The organism is Stenotrophomonas sp. WHRI 8082 (assembly GCF_040223995.2).
Taxonomy (GTDB): domain Bacteria; phylum Pseudomonadota; class Gammaproteobacteria; order Xanthomonadales; family Xanthomonadaceae; genus Stenotrophomonas.
Window position 1 is genome coordinate 652,860 of the sequence record NZ_CP167826.1, and the last position, 26,620, is coordinate 679,479.

Consider the following 26,620-nt stretch of genomic DNA (forward strand, 5'->3'; position numbering starts at 1 on the left):
AAGAGGCGCAAGGGGTGCTGCGGGCGCACGGCGTTCGCAAACTGTCACATTTACGCAATCTTCACGTTCTAGCCTGCGCGCATCTTCCCACCTGCCTGCAAGGCTACTCTCTCCATGAAACTGCATCGCCAACTTCTCACTGCGGCCGTTGCGGCTGCGCTGTTCGTGCCGGCCGCCCACGCTGAAGTGGCCATCGATGTGATCGGCGGTTCGGAGATCACCTTCGAAGGCCTCGTCCAGGCCGACGGCAACTGGTTCGACAACGATGTAGCCGACCTCAATGGCGGCGATGCAGCCAACGGCAAGGACAGCGAATTCGAGCTGCGCCGTGCCGAGCTGGTGCTCAAGGGCAAGGGCCCGGGCAACGTGGAATGGGTGGTCGGGTATGACGCCAAGGCCGACAAGTTCCTCGACACCAACGTCAAGTACAAGCTGGGCGGCAACAGCAACCACTTCGTGCAGCTGGGCCAGTACAAGCAGCCCAACAGCCTGGAAGAACTGTCCAGCACCAAGAACAACGACTTCATCTCGAAGGCCGCCGTGACCAACACCTACGCCGTGGCCCGTCGCCTCGGTGGCGCGTGGGGCTATGCACAGGACAACTGGTCGGTGACGGCCAGCGCGTTCGGTCGCGAGCTGACCCGCAACCTTGCGCACGGCAGCGGCTACGGTGCACGCGGTACCTTCGCGCCGATCAATGAAAAGGGCCAGGTCCTGCATTTCGGCCTGAGCTACGTGGCGTATGACACCGACGCCGATACCCTGCGCGTGCGTGCCCGTCCCAACGCCGACCTGGCCACCGTGCGCCTGGTCGACAGCGGCAACATGGTCGACACCGACCGCGTGACCACGCTGGGCCTGGAAGCGATGTACATCGGCGGCCCTTTCAAGGCCCAGAGCGAGTACTACAGCAGCAAGGCCAAGCGCCTGGCCAACGACAACTACACCAGTGACGGTTACTACGTCAGCGGCCTGTGGAACATCACCGGCGAAAGCTGGGGCTACAAGGGTGGCGTACCGGGCACCGGCCTGCCGGACAACCCCGCCGGTGGCATGTGGCAGCTGGGCGCGCGCTTCGACCATATGGATCTCAACGACGGCAACCTGAGCGCGAACCCGGTCGCCGGTCGTCCGCCGATCGTGGACGGCGTGCTGGGCGGCAAGATGGATATCTGGACGGTGGGCGTGAACTATTACTGGCGTTCCAACACCAAGTTCGCCCTGAACTACGTGATGGTGGACAGCCAGAAGTACAGCTCCAGCGCACGCGGCTTCGTCAATGACGATCCGAACATCCTGGAAGCCCGCGCGCAGTTCTTCTGGTAAGACCTGCAGCAAGTGAAAACGGAAGGGCACGGCATGACGCCGTGCCCTTCCGCGTTTGCGGCCCCCGCGTTTGGTAGAGCCCACTTCAGTCGGCTGCGGCGGCCAGCCGACTGAAGTCGGCTCTACCCTGGCGGCTGCGCCAGCCGACTGAAGTCGGCTTTACCCCTGGCTATCCCCGCCTCTGGCGACGCTGTCATCGATGCGTCATGTGACAGACGCGGCGGTGTCACGCAATCGTTATGGAATGTGCACCGACACGACGGGTAATCGCCCGTCTACCACCCAGGAGCCATTCCCGTGATCCACGCCTTCAAGTCGCGCGCCGCCGTTGCCATCCTCGCCGCGTCGTCCGTCTTCGCCGCCAACGCTGCCGATGTGACCGGTGCCGGCGCGTCCTTCATCTTCCCGGTGATGTCCAAGTGGTCGGCCGACTACACCGTGGCCACCGGCAAGAAGGTCAACTACCAGTCCATCGGCTCCGGTGGTGGCATCGCGCAGATCAAGGCCGCCACGGTGGACTTCGGCTCGTCCGACGCCCCGTTGAAGCCGGAAGAACTCGCTGCTGCCGGCCTGGCCCAGTTCCCGTCGGTGATCGGCGGCGTGGTGCCGGTGCTCAACGTGGCCGGTGTCGCACCGGGCGCGCTTAAGCTGGATGGCCCCACCCTGGCCAACATCTTCCTCGGCAAGATCAAGACTTGGAACGACCCGGCCATCGCCGCGCTGAACCCGGGCCTGACCCTGCCGTCGGCCAAGGTCACCATCGTGCACCGCTCCGACGGTTCGGGCACCACCTTCAACTTCGTCAACTATCTGTCCAAGGTCAGCCCGGAGTGGAAGACCAAGGTCGGTGAAGGCACCTCGGTCCAGTGGCCGGCCGGCATCGGTGGCAAGGGCAACGAAGGCGTCGCCGCGTACGTGAAGCAGATCAAGGGCGGCATCGGCTACGTCGAGCTGTCCTACGCGCTGCAGAACAAGATGTCCTATGCGTCGATGAAGAATGCCGCTGGCAACGTCGTGCAGCCGTCGGACACCACCTTCGCCGCCGCAGCCGCCAGCGCCGATTGGGCAAACGCCAAGGATTTCTACCTGGTGATGACCAATGCACCGGGCGCCCAGGCCTGGCCGATCACCGCCACCAACTTCATCCTGGTGCGCAAGCAGCCGCGCAACGTGGCCAACGCGAAGGCAACGCAGGACTTCTTCCGCTGGATCTACAAGAGCGGTGACGAGCAGGCCAAGCAGCTGGACTACGTGCCGCTGCCGGACACCCTGGTCCGCCAGATCGAGACCTACTGGACGCAGAACCTGAAGTACTGATACATCCAAGGGCACGGGGCCAGCGGAGACTCTCTCCCTCCGCTGGCTCCACCGGGCGCGCGATCCATCAGGATCCCGCGCCTTTTTTTGTTCCAGGACGCGCTCGAATCCGCGCAGTTCGACCGCTTCCCCGCTGCGTCCAGCACCCGCCAACACCGTGAAAAGCCCGTCAAACCGTGGCGTGGGCTTCGCCCGTGACCTGAGTCATCAGGCTGTAACAAAAACATCATTTCATAGCCGCAACCGCCGGATGGACCGGCAACTTCCCGCTATGGAGTGACGCATGAATCTGCAGAAGGCCGGCCTGGCCACCCTTTCCCTGGCCATCGCCCTCGGCCTGTCGGCCTGCGGCGGCAGCGAGTCGCCGACCGCCCAGCAGCCCGCCGGCGGTGCCACCGCCGCCGCCCCGGCCGCCGGTGACAAGGTCAGCGCCGAAGTGTCCGGTGCCGGCGCTTCCTTCATCTTCCCGCTGGTGTCCAAGTGGTCGGCCGATTACAACGCCGCCACCGGCGCCAAGATCAACTATCAGTCCATCGGCTCCGGCGGCGGCATCGCCCAGATCAAGGCCGGCACCGTCGACTTCGGTTCCTCCGACAAGCCGCTGAGCAGCGAAGAGCTGGCGCAGGCCGGCCTGGCCCAGTTCCCGTCCGCCATCGGCGGCGTGGTGCCGGTCGTCAACATCGAGGGCCTGGAGCCGGGCAAGCTGCGCCTGAGCGGCACCCTGCTGGCGGACATCTTCCTGGGCAAGATCAAGACCTGGAACGACCCGGCCATCGTCGCCGCGAACCCGGGCGTCACCTTGCCTGACGGCAAGATCACCCTGGTCCACCGTTCGGACGGTTCGGGCACCACCTTCAACTTCACCAACTACCTGTCCAAGGTCAGTGCGGACTGGAAGGGCAAGGTCGGCGAAGGCACGTCGGTACAGTGGCCCGACGGCGTGGGCGGCAAGGGCAACGAAGGCGTCGCCTCGTACGTGAAGCAGATCAAGGGCTCCATCGGCTATGTCGAGCTGGCCTATGCGCTGCAGAACAGCATGCCGTACAGCGCGATGCAGAACGCTGCGGGCAGCTGGGTGCAGCCGAGTGCTGAAACCTTCGCCGCCGCGGCCGCCAGCGCCGATTGGGCGAGTGCCAAGGACTTCAACCTGGTCATCACCAATGCGCCGGGCGAGCAGGCATGGCCGATCACGGCGACCAACTTCATGCTGATGCAGAAGAAGCCGAAGGACGCCAAGCGCAACCAGGATGCCCTGGCGTTCTTCAAGTGGGCCTTCGAAAGCGGCCAGACGCAGGCCAACGAACTGCACTACGTACCGCTGCCGGCCGAACTGGTCACCCAGATCGAAGCCTACTGGGGTACCGAACTGAAGTGATGCAGGAACGGTGCCCGCCCTGCGCGGGCACCGTCCTTTTCCACCCCGCGTCACCCCGCCCCCTACTGGCCGCGTCGCCCATCCCATGAATGCCATCGCACAGCCTGCAGCCGCACCTTCCACGCGTGATACGCGTGATGCCCGCAACGACCGCCTGTTCCGATGGGTGCTGGTCGGCACCGTCATTTTCGTCCTCGCTGCCCTCGCCTGCGCCGCGCTGTCGATGCTCTGGGGCGGCCGTCATGCCCTGGAAGCCCAAGGCCTGAGTTTCTTCTATTCCGCCGAATGGAATCCGGTGGAGAACAAGTTCGGCGCACTCGCGCCGATCTACGGCACCCTGGTGACCGCGCTGATCGCGATGGTCATCGCCGTGCCGGTGAGCTTCGGCATCGCCTTCTTCCTCACCGAAGTCGCCCCGCGCTGGTTGCGTGGGCCGGTCGGTACCGCCATCGAACTGCTGGCCGGCATCCCCTCGATCATCTACGGCATGTGGGGCTTGTTCGTGCTGGTGCCGGTGATGACCGAGTACGTGACGCCGTTCCTCAACGAGACACTGGGCGAGTGGCCGATCATCGGGCCGATGTTCCAGGGCCCACCGCTCGGCATCGGCATGCTGACCGCCGGCTTCGTGCTGGCGATCATGGTGATCCCCTTCATCTCTTCGGTGATGCGCGAAGTGTTCCTGACCGTGCCTACCCGCCTGAAGGAATCGGCGTATGCGTTGGGCTCGACCAAGTGGGAAGTCAGCTGGGACATCGTGCTGCCCTACACCCGCTCGGCGGTGATCGGCGGCATCTTCCTGGGCCTGGGCCGCGCTCTGGGCGAGACCATGGCAGTCGCCTTCGTCATCGGCAACAGCGTGCGCTTGTCGCCGTCGCTGCTGGAGCCGGGCACCACCATCGCCGCGTTGATCGCCAATGACTTCGGCGAGGCCACCGAGACCTACCGCTCCGCCCTGCTGCTGCTCGGCTTCGTGCTGTTCATCGTCACCTTCGTGGTGCTGGCCATCGCCCGCCTGATGTTGATGCGTCTGTCCCGCAAGGAGGGCAACTGATGTCCACCGCCGCTCAATCCCTGTACCTGCGCCGCCGCATCGGCAATATCGTTGCGATCCTGATGTCGGTGGCCACGGCGCTGTTCGGCCTCTTCTTCCTGGGCTGGATCCTGTGGACGCTGTTTTCCAAGGGTCTCCCGGGCATCAACTGGGCACTGTTCACCCAGTCCACCCCGCCGCCCATGCAAGAAGGCGGCCTGGCCAATGCCTTCTATGGCACCGCCGTGATGTGTGCCATGGCCATCGGCATCGGCACCCCGCTGGGCGTGCTGGCCGGCACCTGGCTGGCCGAATACGGCAACTTCCGCAAGGCGGGCACTGTCGTGCGTTTCGTCAACGATATCCTGCTGTCGGCCCCGTCCATCGTGCTCGGCCTGTTCGTCTACACGCTGTTCGTGATGCAGACCGGCGGCAGCTTCTCCGCCTTCGCCGGTGCGCTGGCACTGGCCTTCATCGTGCTGCCGGTGGTGGTGCGCACGACCGACGAGATGCTGCGCCTGGTGCCCTCGCAGATGCGCGAAGCGGCCCTTTCGCTGGGCATCCCGCAGTGGAAGGTCACCGTGCAGGTGCTGTACCGCAGTGCATCCGCTGGCATCGTCACCGGCATCCTGCTGGCCCTGGCGCGCATTTCCGGCGAAACCGCCCCGCTGCTGTTCACTGCCTTCGGCAACCAGTACTGGAGCAGCAACGTGTTCCAGCCGATGGCCTCGGTGCCGGTGGTGATGAACCAGTTCGCCGGCAGCCCGTACGAATCCTGGCAGGTGCTGGCCTGGGCCGGCGCCCTGGTGCTGACCGTCTTCGTGCTGCTCATCAGCCTCAGCGCACGCGGCATCCTGCTGCGCAATCGTATCTCCCATGACTGACCTTTCCGCGGACACTGCCATGAACGATCTTTCCAATGCCGTGCCGATGCAGCGCATCGTGGTCCCGGCCTCGCATGAATCGCTTGCCACCCCGGCGCCGGTCAAGCTGGCTGCGCGCGGGCTGGACTTCTACTACGACAAGTTCCATGCCCTGAAGGGCATCAACCTGGAAGTGCCGGAGAAGCGCGTCACCGCGCTGATCGGACCGTCCGGCTGCGGCAAGTCCACCCTGCTGCGCATCTTCAACCGCATCTATGCGCTGTATCCGAAGCTGGAAGCGCGTGGCGAAGTGCTGTTGGACGGCGAAGACATCCTGTCGCCGAAGTATCCGATGAACCGACTGCGCAGCAAGGTCGGCATGGTGTTCCAGAAGCCGGTGCCGTTCCCGATGACCATCTTCGAGAACGTGGCCTACGGCATCCGCCACCACGAGAAACTGTCCAAGTCGGACATGAATGACCGTGTGGAAAGCGCGCTGCGCCAGGGCGCGTTGTGGGATGAAGTGAAGGACAAGCTGGGCCAGAGTGCGCTGGGCCTGTCCGGCGGTCAGCAGCAGCGCCTGTGCATCGCACGTGCCGTCGCCCTGCGTCCGGACGTGCTGTTGCTGGACGAGCCGACGTCCGCGCTCGACCCGATTTCCACCAGCCGCATCGAGCAGCTGGTGGAAGAGTTGAAGCACGACTACACCATCGTCATCGTCACCCACAACATGCAGCAGGCCGCGCGCGTTTCCGATTACACCGCCTTCATGTACCTGGGCGACCTGATCGAGCACGACCGCACCGAAGTGATCTTCTCGCAGCCAAGCAAGCAGCAGACCGAAGACTACATCACCGGCCGGTTCGGCTGATCCGTCGAACCACCCCATCCGAGAGCACCGACATGAATCTACCCAACGACCACATCGTCAAGAGCTACGACGAAGAGCAGCAGCGCCTGGTGGCCGAGATCGTGCGCATGGGCGAGATGGCCGTCGCGCAGCTGGAGGCGTCGATGGACGTCATCGAGAAGCGCGACGAAAGTGCCGCCCGCCGCATCATCGCCAACGACGAAGCCATCGATGCGCTGGAGCAGCAGATCAGCCATGACGTCATGCGCTTGTCGCTGCGTGGCCCGATGGCCCGCGACCTGCGCGAGATCCTGGCCGGCCTGCGCATTCCGGCCGATATCGAGCGCATCGGCGACTACGCGGCCAACGTCGCCAAGCGCTCCATCGCGCTGGGCAAGGTCCCGCCGTTGCCGCAGATCCAGGGCCTGCGTGCACTGGGCCGGTTGGCGGCAGTGCAGGTCCGTCGCGCCATCGAGGCGTATCGCGACAATGACGTCGAAGCGGCGCTGGCGCTGCGCGAAGACGATGCACGACTGGACGCACAGTACACCGCGCTGTTCCGCGAGCTGCTGACCTACATGATGGAAGACCCGCGCAACATCACCCCATGTACCCACCTGCTGTTCATGGCCAAGAACCTGGAGCGTGTGGGCGACCACGCCACCAACATCGCCGAGAACGTGTGGTTCCTGGTGCATGGCGAGCAACCGCTGCCGCCGCGCGAGAAGCGCGACGAAACCTCCAGCGCCGGGGAACCCTGAGCGCTGGAAGGTCTGCAACCGCGCCTCCACGGCGCGGCCCGTGGGGGGCGCGATGGCACGCCCTCCGCCTGCGGCCGGGGGATGCGCAGCGCATCGTCGCTCGCAGGGCAGCGGCCGCAAAGGCGCGCTGGCGCACGTAGATGGCCCGTACTGACACAGGGTCTGCGAGGCCGCTCTGTTAGAATTCACCCATGAACGATGTCCCCCTGCCTGTACCCGCTCCCTCCGATGCCCCACCTGCTGCCATGCACCGGGTGATGTCCCAGCGCTTCCGAGGCTTCCTGCCCGTCGTGGTGGACGTGGAAACCGGCGGGTTCGACTGCCGGCGCAATGCGCTGCTGGAGATCGCGGCGGTGCCCATCGAAATGGACGAGAACGGCCTGCTGTATCCCGGCGAGACCGCAAGCGCGCATGTCGTGCCCGCCCCGGGGCTGGAGATCGATCCGAAATCGCTGGAAATCACCGGCATCATCCTTGACCACCCGTTCCGCCTGGCCAAGGAAGAAAAACCTGCGCTGGACCACATTTTCAGCCCGGTGCGTGCGGCGATGAAGAAGTACGGCTGCCAGCGCGCGATCCTGGTCGGTCACAACGCCCATTTCGACCTGGGCTTCGTCAACGCCGCCGTCGAGCGTGTTGGCCACAAGCGCAACCCCTTCCACCCCTTCAGCGTGTTCGACACCGTCACCCTGGCCGGTATCGCCTACGGTCAGACCGTGCTGGCGCGCGCCGCGACAGCGGCCGGGCTGGGGTGGGATGCGGACGAGGCCCACAGTGCGGTGTATGACACCGAGCAGACCGCCAAGCTGTTCTGCACCATCGCCAACGCCTGGCCGCGCTGAGCGCGGGGATAAGATGGAATGTGTGGACCAGCATGGGCTGACCCGAGTGGATCAGCCGACGCTGGTCCGGTCGCGGCCGTCGCGCTTGGCGCTGTAGAGGGCCCGGTCAGCGCGCTGGTACAGCAGTTTGGGCGTGCGGTCAGTGGCGTCCAGTTCAACCAGGCCCGCACTGAAGGTCACCCGCAGGTCGGCGATGCCGGCCCAGTCCGGGTGCGCGTGGAACAGACCGTGCAGACGCGCGCAGACCTGTTCGGCTTCGCCCAGCCGGGTGTCGTTGAGCAGCAGCGCGAACTCCTCGCCCCCGGTGCGCGCCGGCATGTCCGAATCCCGGCATGCCGACGCCAGCAGCTGCGCGACCTCGGCCAGCACGACGTCGCCCACGCTGTGCGAGTACTGATCGTTGACGGCCTTGAAGTGATCCACATCCAGTACCACCAAGCACAGGGGATGGCCGCTGCGCTGTGAGCGGGCGAAGTCACGCGCCAGCGTTTCGTCGAACGCCCGCCGGTTCGGCAGTCCAGTCAGCGCGTCCTCGCGCGCCTGCCGTTCGAACTGCTCGGATTGCAGTGCCAGGCGATCCACCAGCTGGGTCTTCTCCGAGTTCAGCGCCTGCAGGTGGACGGTCTGTGCCTGCAGGTCACGCGTCGCCTCATCCACCAGCTTCGCCAAGCGGATGTTCGACCGCTTGTAGCGGTTGATCAGGAACCGGTACAACGCCACCAGCGCGGCCAACAGCAGCAGGGCCGCCACGGCCTGCACACTGTGTCGCTGCCACCAGAACGGTTCGACACTGAAATTCCACACTGCCTCGCTGTCACTCCAGACACCGCCGGGGTGGGCGGCGGAGACATGCAGCGTGTAGGTGCCCGGTGGCAGGCCGATGAATTCGACGCTGCGCTGCTGCCCGCGCTCCACCCATCCGTTGTCCAGGCCTTCCAGACGCGTGCGGTAGCGGATGCGTTCGGACATCAGGTAGCTCAGTCCAACGAAGCTCACGGTCAGTCGGCGCCCCCCTTCAATGTGGTTGCGTTCGGCCCCCTCCCAGTGGATAGGCGCGCCGTCCACCTGCACGCTTTCGATGGCGGCAGGAGGCGCCAGCCGCTCGCGGAACCGCTGCAGGCGCAGGGGATCCACCGTACTGAGTCCGCCGGCGGTGACGACCCAGAACGTCCCGTCCTGACGTAACAGGGCGGCGGGGCCCGAGCTGCCGTTGGCCTGCGAATTGGCCATGCCGTCGATTTCGTTGTAACGCTCTACGTCCACGCGCGGCGCGCGACCGTCGGCGACCTCGTTGAGCATGCCCATGTCGGTGCGCAGCACGCCGCGGTTGCTGCTGATCCAGACGTTGCCGACCCGATCAGGGACCAGCTGGAATACGGTGTCCACCGGCATGCCCTGCTCCAGGCCGACCCGCGACAGCTTTCCGTCCTGATAGCGGTACAGGCCGCGATCGCTGCTGATCCACATCGCATCGCCGATCTGCTGGAAGCCGAACACGCTGCGACCGCCGCCCAATGGGGCCAGGTCGATGGACTGCACGTGATCCCCCCGCAATACCTTGACGCCTTCGATCGTGCCGATCCACAGGTTGCCCTGCCTGTCGTGCGCCAAGGCGGTCACCAGGCCGCCCGGCATGCCCGGCACCCGCGGCACGCTGACGCCCTGCGCATCGATCCGCACGACGCCTTTCTGGGTACCGGCCCATACCTCGCCCTGCGCGTCGATGCTGATGGCGCGCACATTGCCCCCCGGCATGCCGTCGCTGGTATCGAAGGTGTGCTTTGGCCTGCCCTGCGCGTCGAGACGGAACACGCCGTCACCGAACGTGCCGACCCAGACGTCACCGTCGCGACCCTGCGCCAGGCTCAGTACCGAAGGGGCCTTGCCACCGCGGTTGTGCAGGATCACCGGCGCGAAGTGACCGTCCGGCGCACGCCGGTCCAAGCCGCTGGCGCTGCCCACCCACAGGCCGCGCGCATGGTCTTCCAGCACCGTGCGGATGTAATCACCGCTCAGTCCGTCGCGCTCGGTGTAACTGGCAAACAGGGTCTCGCGCAGCCGGTACAGACCGCCGTTGGCGCCCACCCAGATGCTGCCCTCGGCGTCTTCGCGCAGGCTGACCACGCGGCCGCCCGGCAGGTTGAGCCCCGCCGGCAGGCGTTCGAGTCCGTGCCGTGAAATCCGCAACAGGCCCTGGTTCTCCGTGCCAAGCCACAAGTCGCCATGGCGATCCTGCAGCATGGCGGTCAGGTGGATCTGCCCGGGCAAGCGGTGCATCAGCTGCGGCACGTCATCCTGCATCCGGTAGATCCGCTCGCCGCCGACGATCCACATCACGCCGTCTGGCGCGCGATACGGCCAGACCAGTCCGCGGCCCAGATCCCATGCCGCAGGCGCGCGCTTCAGTTCGCCATCGGCCTCGCGCAGCACCAGGCCGTCCAGCGTGCCGATCCAGACCCTGTCCTGCGCGTCGACGACCAGCTTGGTGAAATTGAGGGCCAGCGGCAGATCGGGAGGAGGCGGCTGGTAGACCATCTGCCCATCGGGGCCGAGATACCCCACGCCCTTGCCTTCGTACAACAGCCACAGGCGCCCGTGGCTGTCCATCTGCATGGCCTGCACGAGCACCTGGGGGGTGTCATCCTGGCGCTTCCATACCTGCCAGCGGCCATCCGCGGAACGACGGGTGATGTTGCCGCGTGAATCGCTGATCCACAGCCCGCCCTGCCGATCGACCAGCAGCGCACCCACGCCATTGTCGAGCAGCCCCGGCCGCGTGCTGCGGTCGAACACGGTGAAGTCCAGTCCGTTGTAGCGCACCAGGCCTTCCCAGGTGGCGAACCACAGATGGCCTTCCGGCGTCTGCGCGATGTCGCGCAGTGAGTTGTGCGGCAGCCCGTTGCGCGAGGTCCACACGTCGATGGCGTAGTCACGCAGGGGCGGTGAACCGCCTTCCTGGGCCGCTGTGCGCGCACTGGCCAGCAGCGCCAGCATGGCGAGCAGGACGCACAGGCCCAGGCGCAGAACGCCCGCTGATGGCCTACCGCGCCGCCACGCGGTGGCTGGATTCCCCCGACACCTCATCGCCGCACGGTGTCTCCGGGCACGCCGCAGGACCGGCGCACACACACGGTGGCGCACCGGGCACCCTTGCTGGCAGGGGCGGACAGGGTGTTTTTCATCGGGCTGACGCTGGGAGGATGTGCGCATGATAGGCAAATCCGCGCCGCCGTGTGTCAACCGTGCCCGCGCGCCGCGGCCACGACCGGTGCCGCCCAGTACACCACGGCATCCAGCCCGCCCCCTTCCCGGTTGTGCAGGCTGACCTTCGCCCCGTCCTTGCCCGCCAGTGCGCGGGCAATGGTCAGCCCCAGGCCAGCGCCACCGGTCTGCCGCGAGCGCGAGGTTTCCAGCCGCACGAAGGGATCGAACACGCTCAGCAGCTCATCCTCGGCCAGGCCCGGCCCGCGGTCGCTGATTACCACCCGCACGCCCTTGCCATCGCGCTCGGCGCGCACGCTGGCGCTGTGGCCATACATCAGGGCGTTGTCGAGCAGGTTGGAAAACAGGCGCCGCATCGCCAGCGGGCGCAGCATTAGCACCGCCGCACACCCACTTTCGAAACGCGCGTCCGCGCCGGCCTCCGCCGCGTCTTCCACCAGACTTTCCAGCAACGAGTCCAGGTCCAAGGGCGCGCGCTGCTCGGCGCTTTCGGCGCTGCGGGCCAGCTCCAGGCCCTCGCGGATCAAGGCCTGCATCGCTGCCAGGTCGGCGACCAGTCGCTCGCGCAGGCCCTCGTCCTCTACGTTCTCCAGGCGCAGGCGCAGCCGGGTCACCGGCGTCTGCAGGTCATGGGTGATCGCGGCCAGCATGTGCGTGCGCTCGGCAAGGTGCCGCTGCAACTGCTGCTGCATGGCATTGAAGGCTTCAGCGGCGTGCTGGACCTCCAGCGGGCCGGCGACGGCCATCGGCGCCCGGTGCAGGTCCACGCCCAGTTCCTGCGCGGCACCGGCCAACCGCCGCAAAGGCGCGCTGGCCATCCGTGCCACCACGTAGGCCAGCACCGCGATCGCCAACACCAGCAGCGTCAGGAACAAGGGGTCGACCGCCAGCACGCCATTGTGTGCCACCGCAGGCGACTCCAGCGCCAGCGCCAACGACGCACCGTCGGACAACGTCAGTTGCACCGACCGGCAGCGCGGCGGGATGAAGGCGGGGTCGCGCTCGCGGGGCGGTCGGCCACGATGCCCGTCGGACGGCGGCAGCAGATCTTTCAGCCGCGGCAGGCAGGCCCGGAACGAGGTGAAGCGGACCTGCGCGCTGGCCACCGGTCCGGGACGTGCGGCCAGTACGCCCATCAACGCGTCGTCCGGTCGCCCCTGCCGTGCGTCCGGCAGCAGGCGGCGCACACTGGGGCCGCCGGCATCCAGCAACCGCTCACGCAGCTCCGGATTGCCGTCCAGCAGGTTCACATAGCCCTGCAACCGGTCGGCGATGCGGTTGAGGTTCTGCCGCTCGAACTCCTGTTGGCGTTTCGCACCGGCCAGCATCGTCGCACCGATCGCCGCCACGCCCATGCCCAGCAGCAGGATCACGAACAGGCGCCCCACCATCGAGGACAGGAAGCGGCGCAACCGGTTCATTCCAGGGTCACCGCCGCCGCCAGTACGTAGCCTTCGTTGCGCACGGTCTTGATCAGCCCATCCGGACTGCCATCATCGGCCAGCTTGTTGCGCAGCCGGCTGACCTGCAGATCGATCGCCCGATCCTGCGACTCATAGTTGCGGCCGCTGCTGAGCGCCACCAGCTGCTCCCGCGACAGCACCTTGTTGGCATGGCCGACGAACACCCGCAGCAGGCGGAACTCGGCACCGGACAGCACCACCACCCGCCCATCGGGATCCACCAGATGGCGGTGCTCCAGATCGAACGTCCAGCGCGAAAAGCGCGCACGGCGGATCGCCAGCGGCTCCAGGTTGGCAGGCAAGGCTTCGGTCCGGCGCAGTACGTTGCGGATGCGCGCCAGCAGCTCGCGCGGTTCGAACGGCTTGGCCAGGTAATCGTCGGCGCCCATCTCCAGGCCGAGCACGCGATCGATCGGTTCGGCACGCGCGGTCAGCATGATCACGGGCGTGGAGGATCGCGCGCGCAGATCGCGGCACAGGGTCAGGCCGTCTTCGCGCGGCAGGTTCAGATCAAGCACGATCAGGTCGACGTGCTCCCGCTCCAGCACCTGGCGCATGGCAGCGCCGTCGGCGGCGGTACTGACCTGATAGCCGGCACGTCCCAGCTGCTCGGCCAGCAGGCTGCGGATGTCGTTGTCGTCATCGACGATGAGCAGGCGGTGCATCGGGTTGGCGGTCTCCATGTCGGCATCATCCCCTGTCGGCAGCTGAACCGCACGCAGGCCAATGCGTTGCACTGTATCCAGCGGCATACGTGATACACATTGAAACAGACAAGGCGCTGCAATGTTACACATGGACACACGCTGAGGATTGAGCCTGCAGCGCAAGCGTCACCACAATGGACGCGACGCCGCTGGAGCGGCCTGCCGAGTATCACCGATCGTGAACTTCCACCTGCTGCCCAGAACCCGTCGCGGTCGCCTGCTGCTGTCCCTCCTCGTGATGGTGCTGCTTGCCATCGGCGCGTGGTTCTTCCTGCGCAAGCCCGCGGCACCCGCCCTGGCGACCTCGCCAGCCACGCGTGGCGATGTCGAACAGACCGTCGAGGCGACCGGCGTGATCGATGCCTACAAGCTGGTCAGTGTGGGCGCGCAGGCGTCCGGCCAGGTGAAGTCACTGAAGGTCCAGTTGGGCGACACGGTGAAAGAAGGCGACCTGATCGCCGAAATCGACGCGACGACCCAGCAGAACACGGTACTGCGGGCAGAAGCCACGCTGCAGCAGCAGCGCGCCCAGCTGGCGGTGCAGCAGGCCAGCCTGCGGCAGAGCGAGCTGAACTTCGCGCGTCAGCAGGAGATGCTTGCCGCCGAAGCCACCTCGCGACAGGAATACGATGCTGCCGAGGCCGCGCTGAAGACGGCCCGCGCACAGATCCAGTCGAACCAGGCCCAGATCAAGGGCAGCGAAACCGAGGTGGCGACCGCGCGCGCCAATTTGGCCTACACCCGCATCACCGCACCGATGGATGGCACCGTGGTGGCAGTGGTCACCGAAGAAGGCCGCACGGTCAACGCCAACCAGACCGCCCCGACTATCGTGATGCTGGCGCGCCTCGACCTGGTCACGGTCAATGCGGAAATCTCCGAAGCCGACGTGGTCAAGATCAAGGCGGGCATGCCGGTGTACTTCACCACCCTGGGTGAGCCGGACCGGAAGTATCACGCCAAACTCCGGCAGATCAATCCGGCACCGGCCTCCATCTCCAGCGACAGCGCGTCCAGCTCCAGCAGTTCGTCCAGTTCGTCCAGCGCGGTCTACTACAACGCGCTGTTCGATGTAGAAAACCCCGACGGCACGCTGCGCATCGACATGACCGCGCAGGTTTCGGTACTGCTCAAACAAGCCAAGGGCGTGATCCTGGTGCCGTCGGTCGCATTGGGTGCAAAGACGCGCGACGGACAGCAGGTGGTCCGCGTGGTCGGTGAGGACGGCCAACCGCAGCCGCGGCGGGTGAAGGTGGGCATCAACAACGGTGCCAACGCGGAGATCCTGTCCGGGCTCGCCGAAGGCGACCGCGTGGTGGTCGGCGAAGGCGGCGGCGCGGCCGCGAGCGGTGGCGGTGCGCGCGGTGGTCCCAGCATGCGCATGGGTCCGGGGATGGGCGGCGGGCCGCGTCGATGAATACCGTGGGCTCTTCCAGCGTCCTTCTGCGGCTGCGCGACCTGCGCCGCGAATTCCCGGCCGGCGATGAAACCATCGCCGTGCTGCGCGACGTCAACCTGGATATCCATGCCGGTGAGATGGTCGCCATCGTCGGCCAGTCCGGCTCGGGCAAATCCACCCTGATGAACATCCTGGGCTGCCTGGATCGGCCGACGCGCGGCAGTTATCAGGTGGCTGGTCGCGAGACCGGCAGCATGGGTCCGGACGCCTTGGCCGAACTGCGTCGAGAGCACTTCGGTTTCATCTTCCAGCGCTATCACCTGTTGGGCGACCTGGATGCACGGGGCAACGTGGAGGTTCCTGCGATCTATGCCGGCAACCCCAGCGAACAACGCAGCGCGCGCGCGGTGCAGCTGCTGCAGCGCCTGGGGCTTGGCGACCGCATGCAGCACAAGCCCGGGCAGCTGTCCGGCGGCCAGCAGCAGCGCGTGTCCATCGCGCGTGCGCTGATGAACGGCGGCGAGGTGATCCTGGCCGACGAACCGACCGGCGCACTGGATACCCGCTCGGGTGAGGAAGTGATGGGCATCTTGGGCGAACTGCACGCCGAAGGCCACACCATCATCATCGTCACCCACGACATGAGCGTGGCCGAGCACGCCCAGCGCATCATCGAGATCCGCGACGGCGAAATCATCGCCGACCGCATCAACGAGAACGCGCCCCGTTTCCGCGCACAGCGCGCACCGAGCATCGACGCCGGCAAGGGCAACAGCTGGCGCGCGGCCCGCGACCGTTTCACCGAAGCCTTCCGCATGGCGCTGCTGGCGATGAACGCGCATCGCCTGCGCACCTTTCTGACGATGCTCGGCATCATCATCGGCATCGCGTCGGTGGTCTCGGTCGTGGCGCTGGGCAACGGGTCGCAGCAGCAGATCCTGCAGAACATCAGCTCGTTGGGCACCAACACGATCGATGTCTATCCAGGGCGTGGTTTCGGTGACATGCGTTCGGCACGGGTGCAGACGCTCAAGGCAAGCGATGCCTACGCGTTGGCCGAGCAAAGCTATGTAGATAGCGCCACGCCCAACGTCTCCACATCGGTGACAGCGCGGTTCCGCAACCTGTCCGCCACCGCATCGGTGAGCGGGGTCGGCGAACAGTTCTTCCGGGTCAAGGGCGTCAGCCTGGTAAGCGGCAGCTTCTTCGATGCGGACGCGGTGAGATCGCTGGCGCAGGTGGCCGTCATCGACGAAAACACCAAGACCCAGTTCTTCCCCGACAGCGATCCGATCGGCCAGGTAATCCTGCTCGGCAACGTGCCGGCGCGGGTGGTTGGCGTAGCAAAGCGGCAGAGCTTCGGCTTCGGTGGCAGCACCAGCCTGAGCGTCTGGGTGCCCTACACCACCGCGATGTCGCGCATGCTCGGGCAGAACCATATCTCCGGCATCACCGTGCGGGTGAAGGACGATACGCCGATGGACGCTGCGCAGGCCGCGATCACCAACCTGCTCACCCTGCGCCATGGCACCGAGGACGTGTTCCTCAGCAACAGCGCGGAGATCCGCCAGACCATCGAACAGACCACGCGCACGATGACCTTGCTGATCGGCGCCATCGCCGCCATCGCGCTGCTGGTCGGCGGCATCGGTGTCATGAACATCATGCTGGTGTCGGTGACCGAGCGCACCCGCGAGATCGGGGTACGCATGGCGGTGGGCGCACGCCAGAGCGACATCCGCCAACAGTTCCTGATCGAAGCCGTACTGGTCTGCCTGCTGGGCGGCCTGATCGGCGTCAGCCTGGCGCTGGGGCTGGGATGGGCCTTCGGCCGTCTCTCCAGCGAGTACCTGATGGTGTTCTCCACCAGCTCCATCGTGGCGGCGTTTGCCTGCTCCACCCTGATCGGCGTCGCCTTCGGATTCCTGCCGGCGCGCAGCGCCGCGCAGCTGGACCCGGTCGACGCCCTTGCACGCGAATGAGGACCACCATGACGTTTTCCTGCTCGACCCCTGTGCGCGTGCTGTTGGCCAGCGCGCTGCTCACTTCATTGGCCGCATGCGCCACCGCGGGCCGCTATCCGGTGCAGGCTGCAGCGGTACCGTCCAGCTACGGTGCCGACAGTGCCAGCCTTGCTGCAGGCAGCACCCTGCCCACCAGTGGACTGGACCGGCCGCGCGCCGACGTGCGCGCCGACCGCTGGTGGACGGCATTCGGCGATGAGCGGCTCGACCGTCTGGTCACGCAGGTGCTGGCCGCCAACAACGACCTCGCCGTCGCCGTCCTCAACGTCCAGCGCGCACGCCTGCAGGCCGGGCTGGCGAACAACGCACTCTGGCCGGACCCTTCGCTGTCCGGACTGGCTACCAGCACCTCGCGCGCCATCGACCGCAGTGACGACTGGCGGCGTTCGGGTGACTACGCCACCCGCGTATCGCTGCAGTGGGAAGTCGACCTGTGGGGCAAACTGCGCACGCAGCGCGATATCGCAGTGTGGTCCGCGCAGGCCAGCGAAGAAGACCGACAGAACACCGCGTTGATCGCGATCAGCGACGCGGTGAACTACTACTGGAATCTCGCCTATCTCAACCAGTCGATTGTTTCGGCTGCCGCAGACATGGCGCGGCTGGCGAGAACGCTGGAGCTGGTGCAGGCGCGATTCGATGCGGGGGCTGCATCCGGCCTGGAAGTGCGCCAGGCGCGACAGGGTCTGGAGGCACAGCGCGCCACGCAGTCGGCGTTGGAGCAGCAGCGGGTGGAAGCGCGCAACGCGCTGACGGTGCTGCTGGATGGCCAGGCCTGGCCGCAGGCGGATGAGCCGCAGAGCCTGTCGGGCGCGACCAGTCCACCCCTTGAAGCGGGCCTGCCCGCCGACCTGCTGGCACGCCGCCCGGACCTGCGCGCCGCCGAGTTGCGTCTGCGCAACAGCCTGAAACAGATCAAGGTGACCGCTGCCAGCTACTACCCCACGCTGAGCTTGAACGGTGGCGTGGGCACCAGCGGGCCGACCTTGGGGGATGTGCTGCGCAATCCCGTGGCGACGCTGGGTGCGGGGCTCACCCTGCCCTTCCTCAACCTGCAACGGGCGCAGCTGAACACCGATCTGGCCGGTACCGATTACCAGATCGCCGCGACCCGCTTCCGCAAGACCCTGTACACGGCCCTGTCGGAAGTGGACAACGCGCTGTCGGCGCGGGATCAGTTGGCGATCCAGGTCGCGGCGTCGCAGGCCTCGTTCGATGAGGCCGTGGCGGTGGAGCGGGCCGAGGAGGTGCGTTACCGCGTCGGCGCCACCGCCCTGCGCGACTGGCTGCTGGCGCAACAGACCCGGCGCAGTGCGGAGCTGGCGCTGGCAAGCGTACGGCGAAGCCAGTTGATCAACGATGTCACCCTGTTCAAGGCATTGGGCGGCAGCGCAGCCCGGTAGTGACGGCCGCTGGCCGTCCGGCTTCTCGCCCTGATGGATGACGCACGTTGCTGCGTTACCGCTGCGCTCGCCGAGCATGGCTCGGCGCTACCGGCGCAGCCACTCAACCGCGCTGGCGCACTACTTCGAACAGGCTCACGCCGGTGGCCACCGACACGTTCAGGCTCTCGATCTCACCCGGCATCGGGATCTTGACCAGACCGTCGCAGTTCTCGCGGGTCAGGCGGCGCAGGCCGTCGGCTTCGCCGCCCAGTACCAGCGCGATGTTGCCCTTCAGGTCCAGATCGTACAGCGACGCGGTTGCTTCGCCGGCCAGACCGTAAATCCACACACCCTGCTTCTGCAGGTCCTTCAGGCAGCGCGACAGGTTGGTCACCGCTACCACCGGTATCCGATCAGCCGCGCCGGCCGAGGTCTTGCGCACGGTCGCGTTGACCGTGGCCGACTTGTCCTTCGGAATGATCACCGCCGTCGCACCCGCAGCGGCGGCACTGCGCAGGCAGGCGCCGAGATTGTGCGGATCCTGTACTTCGTCCAGCACCAGCAGCAGCGCCTTGCCCTCGGCTGCCTCCACGAGGGCTTCCAGCTCATTCTCGTTGTACGTGCGCGCTGCCGCGTAACGCGCGGCCACGCCTTGATGCCGCACCGATCCGCCGACACCGTCCAGCGCCTGGCTGTTCACCTTGCGCACGTCGATACCCTTCCGGCGCGCGTTCTCCTCGATCTCGACCAGCCGCGGATTCTTCGCCCCGGCCTCGACCAGGACTTCGCGGACGTTCTCGGCGTCGTTCTCGATGGAAGAGGCGACGGCGTTGACGCCGACGATCCACTGGCTGCTCTTGCTGCTCATGCGCGGCGTGACCGGTAAGGGGGGTGGGTATGGTAGAGCATCTGGCGGACAGGGGTCAGCGGCTCTGCGGCGGCCAGTGCGGTGTGTCGTGGTCTGGATGCTGGTGTGACACGATGCGGGCGAGGAAATCCAGCGCTTCCCCATCCTGCTCGGTCCGCGTGGACGGCAGCGCGCCCAGCGTGTCGACGAACGGCAGTTGCGCCTCCATGCCGTATTGGCGGGTCGGCGGCAACCGCTCCGGCTGGTCGAACGCGCCGGCGGCCACCGCAATCCCGTCCGGGGCCTCGTAGGTCAGCGGCGTCCCGCAGAGCGCACAGAACCCCCGCTGGACCAGATTGGACGATTGGAAATGGGTCGGCTGGCCCCGGGTCCAGCTGAACTGCGCGCCGCGTACCGACACCAACGGCGCGTAATACGCGCCGAAGGCCTTCTGGCACATCCGGCAATGGCAGATCGAGCTGTCCGTCAGCTCGCCACGGACTTCGAAGCGGACGGCACCGCACTGGCAACCGCCACTTTGTTCGGGTTGGCCCTGCATCGTTCTCGTCTCCTCTGCTGCGGACGCCGAGCGTAGCTCGGCGCTCCCGCGATGTTTCAGTACTTCTTCTTGCTGCGCTTGGCCGGCTTGCCGTGCTCGGGCAGCGGTGCCGCGCGCGGCGCCTCTTCTTCCTCGCCCTTGTGCTCGACCAGACGGAAGTCGATCTTGCGTTCTTCCATGCTGGCCTTGAGCACCAGTACGCGGACGCTGTCGCCCAACCGGTAGCTCGTGCCGCGACGCTCGCCGCCCAGCGTTTTGCGCACCGCATCGAACTTGTAATAGTCATGCGGCAGCTGGGTAACATGCACCAGACCCTGCACCTTGGAATCGGTCAGCTCGACGAACAGGCCGAAGCTGGTGACACCACTGATCACGCCGTCGAACTGGCCGCCGACATGCTTTTCCATCCAGGCAGCGCGGTAGCGCTCATCCACCTCGCGCTCGGCCTCGTCCGCACGGCGCTCGCGCTCGGAGCACTGCAGTGCCAGCGCGGCCATCTCGCGCGCGGTGTAGAGGTACTTGTCCGCGCGTGCGCCGGTGAGTGCATGCTTGATCGCACGGTGCACCAGCAGATCGGGGTAACGACGGATCGGCGAGGTGAAGTGCGCGTACGCCTCCAGGGCCAGCCCGAAGTGGCCATTGTTGTCGGGGTGGTACACCGCCATGCTCTGGCTGCGCAGCAACACCGACTCCAGCAGCGCCGCATCGGGGCGATCACGGATCTTCTTCAACAGCTTGGTGTAGTCGCCCGGCACCACCTTCGACCACGGCGGCAGGCTCAGCTTGAATTCCTTCAGGAACTCCAGCAGGTCCGCGAACTTGGTCTCCGGCGGCTTGTCATGCACGCGGTACGGGGCCGGTACGCCGTTGGCCAGCAGGTAGCGCGCGGCCTCCACGTTGGCGGCGATCATGCATTCTTCGATCAGCTTGTGCGCATCGTTGCGCATCAGCATGCCGGCCTGCGTGACCTCACCGGTATTGTCCAGCACGAAGCGGACTTCACTGGATTCGAACTCGATGGCACCACGCTTGCTGCGTGCCTTGGCCAGCACGTGATAGAGCTGGTACAGGCGCTCGACCTGCGGCAAAAGCGGACCGATCACTGCCTTGGCACCGGCATCGTCCTCACCCACGGCCTGCCACACCTGGGTGTAGGTCAGTCGCGCGTGTGAGTTCATCACCGCTTCGTAGAATTTCGAGCTGCTGACCTGGCCATCGCGATCCACCTGCATGTCACAGACGAAGCACATGCGGTCGACCTTCGGCATCAACGAGCAGATACCGTTGGACAGGGTTTCCGGCAACATCGGCACGACGAAGCCCGGGAAGTACACCGAGGTCGCACGCTTCTGTGCTTCATCGTCCAATGGCGTGCCAGGCCGCACATAATTGGACACATCGGCGATTGCCACCACCAGCCGGAATCCGTTGGCATTGGGCTCGCAGAACACCGCGTCATCAAAGTCCTTCGCATCCTCGCCATCGATGGTGACCAGCGGCGTCGTGCGCAGGTCCACCCGATGGCCGATCATCTGCGGCTCGACCACCAACGGCACCGAGGCGGCCTCATCCAGCACCTCCTGCGGGAACTCGAACGGCAGTTCGTGGCCATGGATGGCGGTCTCCACCACCAGCGAGGCAGTCAGCTTGTCGCCCAGCACGGCAATGATGCGCCCGATCGGCGGCCGACGGCTGTCCGGCGCCTGGGTCAGTTCGCACACCACCAGCTGGCCGTCACGCGCGCCGCCGATCTGGTCCGGCGGCACCTGCACGTTGCGCTGGATGCGCTTGTCATCAGGCACCACATAGTTGATGCCCATTTCCACGCTGAAGCGACCGATCAGGCGGGTCATGCCGCGCTCGAGCACGCGGGCGATGCTGCCTTCGCGGCGGCCGCGGTGATCGATACCGGTCACGTTGGCCAGCACCTTGTCGCCGTGCATGACCTTGCGCATTTCATACGGCGGCAGGAACAGATCCTCACCACCCTCCACCGGGCGCAGGAAGCCGAACCCTTCCGGGTTGGCGATCACCACGCCAGTAACCAGGTTCAAGGCCTGGATGGGCGCGAACCCGCCGCGCCGGTTCTGCACCAGCTGGCCATCACGGACCATCGCACCCAGTCGGCGCGACAGCGCCTCGGCACGGTCCGGAGCACTCAGGCCGAGACGGGCACCGACTTCCTCGGCGGTCTGCGGGCCTTCGCAGCGCTCCAGCAGGGCAAGGATCGCCTCACGGCTGGCGATGGGCTGTTCGTACTTTTCTGCTTCGCGCGCGGCGTGCGGATCATCGACCGGCGCGCCCAGTGGCGGCAACGGGCGGCGGCCACGCGGGGTGGACGGGGCCGGACCGCGTCGGCTGTTGCCTCGCGACGGGGCCGGAGCACCGGCATTGCCGGTCAGGCTGTCCGGCATCCACGGCGGCAGACTCTTCTTCTTCGGGCCCTTGGGCGAGCCAGCGGGGGCGCCCGAGGGCGGCGTCGTGCGGGAGCTCTTCCCGCCCTTGCTTGGTTTTTTGGTATTCATCGCCCTCCATGGTAGCCGCTGTGGGCGTGCAGAACGGGTCATGGCCGGCCGTAAATGAATGGCCGCCGCAATTTGACGAAAACCGTTGACAACGGCTCGCCGCATCTTCAAAATCGCCCGTTCTGCAAGCCCAGATGGCGGAATTGGTAGACGCACTAGCTTCAGGTGCTAGCGGGGGCAACTTCGTGGAGGTTCGAGTCCTCTTCTGGGCACCAAAACAAACAACCCTCGCGGAAGCGGGGGTTTTTTGTTGGCCGCGATTCGGGAGCCTGGATCGCGCTTTCGTCCGATCGCGCGCATCAGCGCTCACACGTGTTGACAGCCCCTGCCCACGTCCTCATAATTCGCCCCCTCGATGCCCAGGTGGCGGAATTGGTAGACGCACTAGCTTCAGGTGCTAGCGGGGGCAACTTCGTGGAGGTTCGAGTCCTCTCCTGGGCACCATCGATAAAAAGAACCCCGCTGACGCGGGGTTTTTTTTGCCTGTTTTCCCCGGTCGGGTGCAACGTCACCAGAAGGGACGCGTGGCCAGTTCGATCCCGAGCAGCAACAGGAAGCCCAGAAAGCACAGGCGGAATGCCTTCGCGCTGATGCAGCCCCGGATTTTCTGCCCCAGCCACATTCCCGCCAGCGCCGGCGCGATGGCCAGCGCACTCAGGCCCAACTGCTGCACACCAAAGGCGCCGTGCACCAGAAGACCACTGGTCAAGGAAATCGTGGACACCGTGAAGGCCAGCCCCAGCGCCTGCACCAGCTCGTCCCGATCCAGCCCCAGTGATTGCAGGTAAGGCACCGCCGGCATGACAAAGACGCCGGTAGCGCCGGTGACCACGCCAGACACCGCGCCGACCAGCGGCGACAGCCAGCGTTCTTTGCTGGCGGGCACCCGGAACGCGGGAGCAAAGGCGGAGTACACCGCATAGAGGATCAACGCCACGCCCAGCGCCATGCCCGACCATCGCGGCTCGACACGGACCAGCAGCGCAGCGCCAGCGACGGTCGCCACCACCACGCCGAGCATCATCGGCCACAGCCGCCGGAGGATGCGGCCGAGCGAAGGTCCGGCGATGATCTGCCACACATTGGTCACCAAGGTGGGAACGAACAGCAGGGAGGCCGCCGCCACCGGGGACAACGTACTGCCCAGCAGGCCCATCGCCACGGTAGGCAGGCCCATCCCCGTCACGCCCTTGACCACCCCGGCCAGGACGAACACCCCGATGAGCAGGACATAGAAGTACAGCGAATCGTTCATGGCGCCATTAGGACCTTCCCTGCCCCTTTGGCACAATGCGGGATTCCCCACCGAGCCTTCGGCTGGACCGAAGGCAGACACGAGGTTCCAGCATGCGGATGGACCTGGCGGATCTGCGCCTGTTCTTGCTGGTGGTCGACGCCGGCACCATCACTGCCGGCGCCAGCCGCGCCCACCTGGCCCTGGCATCAGCAAGCGAACGGCTGCGGACGATGGAACGCGAGGCCGGCATCGCGCTGCTTGTACGCCATCCGCGTGGCGTCACCACGACCGAGGCCGGCGAAGCGCTTGCCCACCATGCGCGCCTGATGCTGCGCCAGCAGTCCCTGTTGCGCGAGGAACTGCAGGAGTTCGCCAGTGGCGCGCGCGGCACCCTGCACCTGTATGCCAATACCGGAGCGCTGACCACCTTTCTGCCGGGGCGGCTGGCGCCGTGGATGGCCGCGCGCCCGCGCCTGCAGGTCGACCTGAAAGAACGCACCAGCGTGGAAATCGTGCGCGCCGTGCGCGGCGGCCAAGCCGAAGCGGGCATCACCTCCAATGCAGTGGACAGTACGCCCCTGCACCTGCAGCCGGTCGCGGATGATCCGCTGATGCTGATCGTGCCGCCTGCCCATCGGTTCGCCCACCGCGCCTCGCTCTCATTCGTGGACGTACTCGGTGAGGACTTCGTGGCGCTGGCCGATGGCAATGCGCTGCAGGAACATATCGAAGACCACGCGCGCGCTTTGGGGCGCGTGCTGTCGCCCCGGATCCGCATGAAGACCTTTGAAGGCGTATGCGAGATGGTCGGACACGGCATCGGCGTTGGCATCGCACCCCGATCAATCTGCCGGCAGCATCGGCGTCGCTACGGCTTCCACGCCATCGCACTGGACGATGCCTGGGCACGCCGCCAGCTGAGCCTGTGCTTCGTTCGCTGGAACGGGCTGTCGCGTTCGATGCAGAGCCTGCTGCTGCACCTCGGCGGGCATGCCGTGGATGACTAGCAGGACGGCATTGAAATCCTGTTGACATGAATTAATTCGTTGCCCATAATTCTCCTCCTGAGTCGCCCAGGTGGCGGAATTGGTAGACGCACTAGCTTCAGGTGCTAGCGGGGGCAACTTCGTGGAGGTTCGAGTCCTCTCCTGGGCACCACGACTCAGAAAATGATCAAACCCGCGCAAGCGGGTTTTTTCATGTCCGGCATTCGGGTTTCATGCCGGTGGAGAAAAGCGCCGAGCGGGGCTCGGCGCTACGGATACGGGATCAGTGACCGCCCGCGGCGGCGGAACTGCCTGCGCCCGCGCCGAACGGCGGCTTGGCCAGCCACAGGAACGCGATGATGGCCAGGAATATCCAGCCCAGCAGGAAGAAGATGTCATTGAAGCCCATCTGCGACGCCTGATGGTTGATCATCGTGTTCAGTGCTGCCGCGCCGTGCTGCAGGTCGCCCTGCCCCATCGCGGTGACCTGTTCCTGCATGCCCGGCCGGTACACGGAGATGTGCTCGGTGATGTCCGCATGATGCACTTGCGTGCGGCGCGCCCACAGCCACGTGGTGAGTGACGCGGCAAAGCTGCCGCCCAAGGTACGCAGGAAGGTGGCCAGCCCGGAACCTGCAGCGATCTCGCGCCCGTCCAGGTCCGACAGCAGGATCTGCAGCACGGGCATGAAGAACAGCGCCACGCCAACGCCCATCAACAACTGCACGCCCGCTACATGCTGGAAGTCCACCTGCAGGTTGAAGTCCGAACGCATGAAGCTGGTGAAGGACAGGAACACAAAGGCCACCGTGGCCAGCATGCGCATGTCGAAGCGCGACGCGTACTTGCCCACGAACGGCGTCATGATCACCGGCAGGATGCCGATCGGCGCGGTCGCCAGGCCGGCCCAGATCGCGGTGTAGCCCATGTCCCGCTGCAACCACTGCGGAATGAGCAACGACACGCTGAAGAACGCGGCGTACGCCACCACCATCGCCATCGTGCCCGCGCGGAAATTGCGATGGCGGAACAACCGCAGGTCGACGATGGGGTCCTTGTCGGTCAGCTCCCAGATCAGGAACACCGCCAAGGCCACGACAGACACGCACGCCAGCGCCACGATCATCGGCGAACTGAACCAGTCTTCGTCGTTGCCCAGGTCCAGCACCAACTGCAAGGCGCCGACGCCGATCACCAGCGTGACCAGTCCAACGTAATCCATCTTCGGCTTTTCGATCTGCTCCGGCCGCCCCTTCATCTGGTTGCCGACCACCAGCGCCGCGAAAATGCCCAACGGCACGTTGATCAGGAAGATCCATTCCCAGCTGTAGTTGTCGGTGATCCAGCCGCCCAGGATCGGCCCGCAGATGGGCGCCACTACGGTGATCATGGCCAACAGGGCCAGCGCCTGGCCGCGTTTCTCACGCGGATAGATCGACACCAGCAGCGACTGGGTGATCGGGTACATCGGGCCGGCAACGAAGCCCTGCAGGGCGCGCGACACCACCAGCATGCCCATGCTCTGGGCAAGGCCGCACAACAGCGAGGCAATGGTGAAGGCCAGCGTGGCCCATACAAACAGCTTGGTTTCGCCGAAGCGGCGGCTCATCCAGCCGGTCAAGGGCAGCGCGATCGCGGTACTGACCGCGAACGAGGTGATGACCCACGTCGCCTGCTGCGAGCTGGCGCCGAGATTGCCGGCGATGGTCGGCAGCGACACATTGGCGATGGTGGTGTCGAGCACCTGCATGAACGACGCCATCGCCAGGCCCGCCGTGCACAAGGCGATGTTGGGTGGCAGGAAGCCAGCGACCGGGGCCGCCGGTGCACCCGGCGTACCGGGTGCGGCAGGGGCTTGGGAAGACATGGGCCGTCAGCCTGCCTTGGCTGTGCGCGGCG

20 protein-coding genes and 3 tRNA genes are annotated in these 26,620 nt (G+C 66.1%); 15 read left to right on the top strand and 8 right to left on the bottom strand.

The window, feature by feature from the left end:
- The first annotated feature begins 114 nt into the window (after positions 1 to 114).
- The 8 genes from ABRP17_RS02955 to rnt all read left to right on the top strand — a co-directional run bounded on the left by ABRP17_RS02955 (position 115) and on the right by rnt (position 8,367).
- Complete coding sequence (locus ABRP17_RS02955; RefSeq protein WP_188324532.1) at positions 115 to 1,326, top strand: OprO/OprP family phosphate-selective porin; 1,212 nt, start codon at positions 115 to 117, stop codon at positions 1,324 to 1,326.
- Between the two features lie 297 nt (positions 1,327 to 1,623).
- Positions 1,624 to 2,643 (top strand): phosphate ABC transporter substrate-binding protein PstS, encoded by a 1,020-nt coding sequence (gene pstS / locus ABRP17_RS02960; protein ID WP_188324533.1) that lies wholly within the window; start codon positions 1,624 to 1,626, stop codon positions 2,641 to 2,643.
- A gap of 283 nt (positions 2,644 to 2,926) precedes the next feature.
- Positions 2,927 to 4,018 carry a phosphate ABC transporter substrate-binding protein PstS gene (pstS, locus tag ABRP17_RS02965; RefSeq protein ID WP_349984820.1) on the top strand — a complete coding sequence of 364 codons (1,092 nt, stop codon included), beginning with the start codon at positions 2,927 to 2,929 and terminating at the stop codon, positions 4,016 to 4,018.
- A gap of 85 nt (positions 4,019 to 4,103) precedes the next feature.
- Positions 4,104 to 5,072: a phosphate ABC transporter permease subunit PstC gene (gene pstC, locus ABRP17_RS02970; RefSeq protein ID WP_188324535.1), complete on the top strand. Its 969-nt coding sequence runs from the start codon at positions 4,104 to 4,106 to the stop codon at positions 5,070 to 5,072.
- Complete coding sequence (gene pstA / locus ABRP17_RS02975; protein WP_188324536.1) at positions 5,072 to 5,935, top strand: phosphate ABC transporter permease PstA; 864 nt, start codon at positions 5,072 to 5,074, stop codon at positions 5,933 to 5,935. The genes pstC and pstA overlap by 1 nt, the downstream gene beginning before the upstream one ends.
- A gap of 19 nt (positions 5,936 to 5,954) precedes the next feature.
- Positions 5,955 to 6,785 (top strand): phosphate ABC transporter ATP-binding protein PstB, encoded by an 831-nt coding sequence (pstB, locus tag ABRP17_RS02980; RefSeq protein WP_188324537.1) that lies wholly within the window; start codon positions 5,955 to 5,957, stop codon positions 6,783 to 6,785.
- A 32-nt stretch (positions 6,786 to 6,817) separates the two neighbouring features.
- Positions 6,818 to 7,525 (top strand): phosphate signaling complex protein PhoU, encoded by a 708-nt coding sequence (gene phoU, locus ABRP17_RS02985; RefSeq protein ID WP_188324538.1) that lies wholly within the window; start codon positions 6,818 to 6,820, stop codon positions 7,523 to 7,525.
- Positions 7,526 to 7,782: 257 nt separating this feature from the next.
- Positions 7,783 to 8,367, top strand: coding sequence for a ribonuclease T (gene rnt, locus ABRP17_RS02990; RefSeq protein WP_188327320.1), 585 nt, complete (start codon positions 7,783 to 7,785; stop codon positions 8,365 to 8,367).
- Between the two features lie 51 nt (positions 8,368 to 8,418).
- Here rnt and ABRP17_RS02995 read toward each other — a convergent pair whose 3' ends face one another.
- The 3 genes from ABRP17_RS02995 to ABRP17_RS03005 form a co-directional block, all read right to left on the bottom strand.
- Positions 8,419 to 11,451, bottom strand: a complete 3,033-nt coding sequence (locus ABRP17_RS02995; protein WP_372486873.1) for a two-component regulator propeller domain-containing protein — start codon at positions 11,449 to 11,451, stop codon at positions 8,419 to 8,421.
- A 152-nt stretch (positions 11,452 to 11,603) separates the two neighbouring features.
- The gene (locus ABRP17_RS03000) at positions 11,604 to 13,010 is read right to left on the bottom strand and encodes an ATP-binding protein (protein ID WP_188324540.1); all 1,407 of its coding nucleotides are present in this window, start codon (positions 13,008 to 13,010) and stop codon (positions 11,604 to 11,606) included.
- Positions 13,007 to 13,735, bottom strand: coding sequence for a response regulator (locus ABRP17_RS03005; RefSeq protein WP_349984875.1), 729 nt, complete (start codon positions 13,733 to 13,735; stop codon positions 13,007 to 13,009). Before ABRP17_RS03005 ends, ABRP17_RS03000 begins: the two co-directional genes overlap by 4 nt.
- Positions 13,736 to 13,937: 202 nt before the next feature.
- On the opposite strand from ABRP17_RS03005, the gene ABRP17_RS03010 reads away from it, so the two are divergent.
- From ABRP17_RS03010 to ABRP17_RS03020, 3 genes are read left to right on the top strand one after another with little or no spacing between them, the layout of a single operon-like run.
- On the top strand, positions 13,938 to 15,176 hold the full coding sequence (locus ABRP17_RS03010) for an efflux RND transporter periplasmic adaptor subunit (RefSeq protein ID WP_349984822.1): 1,239 nt from the start codon (positions 13,938 to 13,940) through the stop codon (positions 15,174 to 15,176).
- Positions 15,173 to 17,140, top strand: a complete 1,968-nt coding sequence (locus ABRP17_RS03015; RefSeq protein ID WP_197973996.1) for a MacB family efflux pump subunit — start codon at positions 15,173 to 15,175, stop codon at positions 17,138 to 17,140. Before ABRP17_RS03010 ends, ABRP17_RS03015 begins: the two co-directional genes overlap by 4 nt.
- 8 nt (positions 17,141 to 17,148) lie before the next feature.
- Positions 17,149 to 18,585: an efflux transporter outer membrane subunit gene (locus tag ABRP17_RS03020; protein WP_349984823.1), complete on the top strand. Its 1,437-nt coding sequence runs from the start codon at positions 17,149 to 17,151 to the stop codon at positions 18,583 to 18,585.
- A 103-nt stretch (positions 18,586 to 18,688) separates the two neighbouring features.
- Here the strand turns inward: ABRP17_RS03020 and rlmB are convergent, their stop codons facing one another.
- From rlmB to rnr, 3 genes are read right to left on the bottom strand one after another with little or no spacing between them, the layout of a single operon-like run.
- The gene (gene rlmB, locus ABRP17_RS03025; protein ID WP_101099975.1) at positions 18,689 to 19,435 is read right to left on the bottom strand and encodes a 23S rRNA (guanosine(2251)-2'-O)-methyltransferase RlmB; all 747 of its coding nucleotides are present in this window, start codon (positions 19,433 to 19,435) and stop codon (positions 18,689 to 18,691) included.
- 55 nt (positions 19,436 to 19,490) lie between these two features.
- Complete coding sequence (locus ABRP17_RS03030; RefSeq protein ID WP_349984824.1) at positions 19,491 to 19,973, bottom strand: GFA family protein; 483 nt, start codon at positions 19,971 to 19,973, stop codon at positions 19,491 to 19,493.
- 56 nt (positions 19,974 to 20,029) lie between these two features.
- Positions 20,030 to 22,498, bottom strand: coding sequence for a ribonuclease R (gene rnr, locus ABRP17_RS03035; RefSeq protein ID WP_188324544.1), 2,469 nt, complete (start codon positions 22,496 to 22,498; stop codon positions 20,030 to 20,032).
- A gap of 128 nt (positions 22,499 to 22,626) precedes the next feature.
- Here rnr and ABRP17_RS03040 point away from each other — a divergent pair.
- Together ABRP17_RS03040 and ABRP17_RS03045 are read left to right on the top strand one after the other, a co-directional pair.
- A tRNA-Leu gene (locus ABRP17_RS03040) sits at positions 22,627 to 22,713 on the top strand.
- Positions 22,714 to 22,855: 142 nt separating this feature from the next.
- Positions 22,856 to 22,942 (top strand) — tRNA-Leu (locus ABRP17_RS03045).
- 64 nt (positions 22,943 to 23,006) lie between these two features.
- On the opposite strand, the gene ABRP17_RS03050 is transcribed toward ABRP17_RS03045, so the two are convergent.
- Positions 23,007 to 23,753: a sulfite exporter TauE/SafE family protein gene (locus tag ABRP17_RS03050; protein WP_349984825.1), complete on the bottom strand. Its 747-nt coding sequence runs from the start codon at positions 23,751 to 23,753 to the stop codon at positions 23,007 to 23,009.
- A 92-nt stretch (positions 23,754 to 23,845) separates the two neighbouring features.
- Between ABRP17_RS03050 and ABRP17_RS03055 the strand changes: the two genes are divergently transcribed.
- Both ABRP17_RS03055 and ABRP17_RS03060 read left to right on the top strand, forming a co-directional pair.
- Positions 23,846 to 24,742, top strand: a complete 897-nt coding sequence (locus tag ABRP17_RS03055; RefSeq protein ID WP_349984826.1) for a LysR substrate-binding domain-containing protein — start codon at positions 23,846 to 23,848, stop codon at positions 24,740 to 24,742.
- 64 nt (positions 24,743 to 24,806) lie between these two features.
- Positions 24,807 to 24,893 (top strand) — tRNA-Leu (locus tag ABRP17_RS03060).
- 111 nt (positions 24,894 to 25,004) lie between these two features.
- Here the strand turns inward: ABRP17_RS03060 and ABRP17_RS03065 are convergent.
- A complete protein-coding gene (locus ABRP17_RS03065; RefSeq protein WP_349984827.1) occupies positions 25,005 to 26,588 on the bottom strand; it encodes a DHA2 family efflux MFS transporter permease subunit in 1,584 nt (527 codons plus the stop codon).
- Positions 26,589 to 26,620 lie beyond the last annotated feature (32 nt).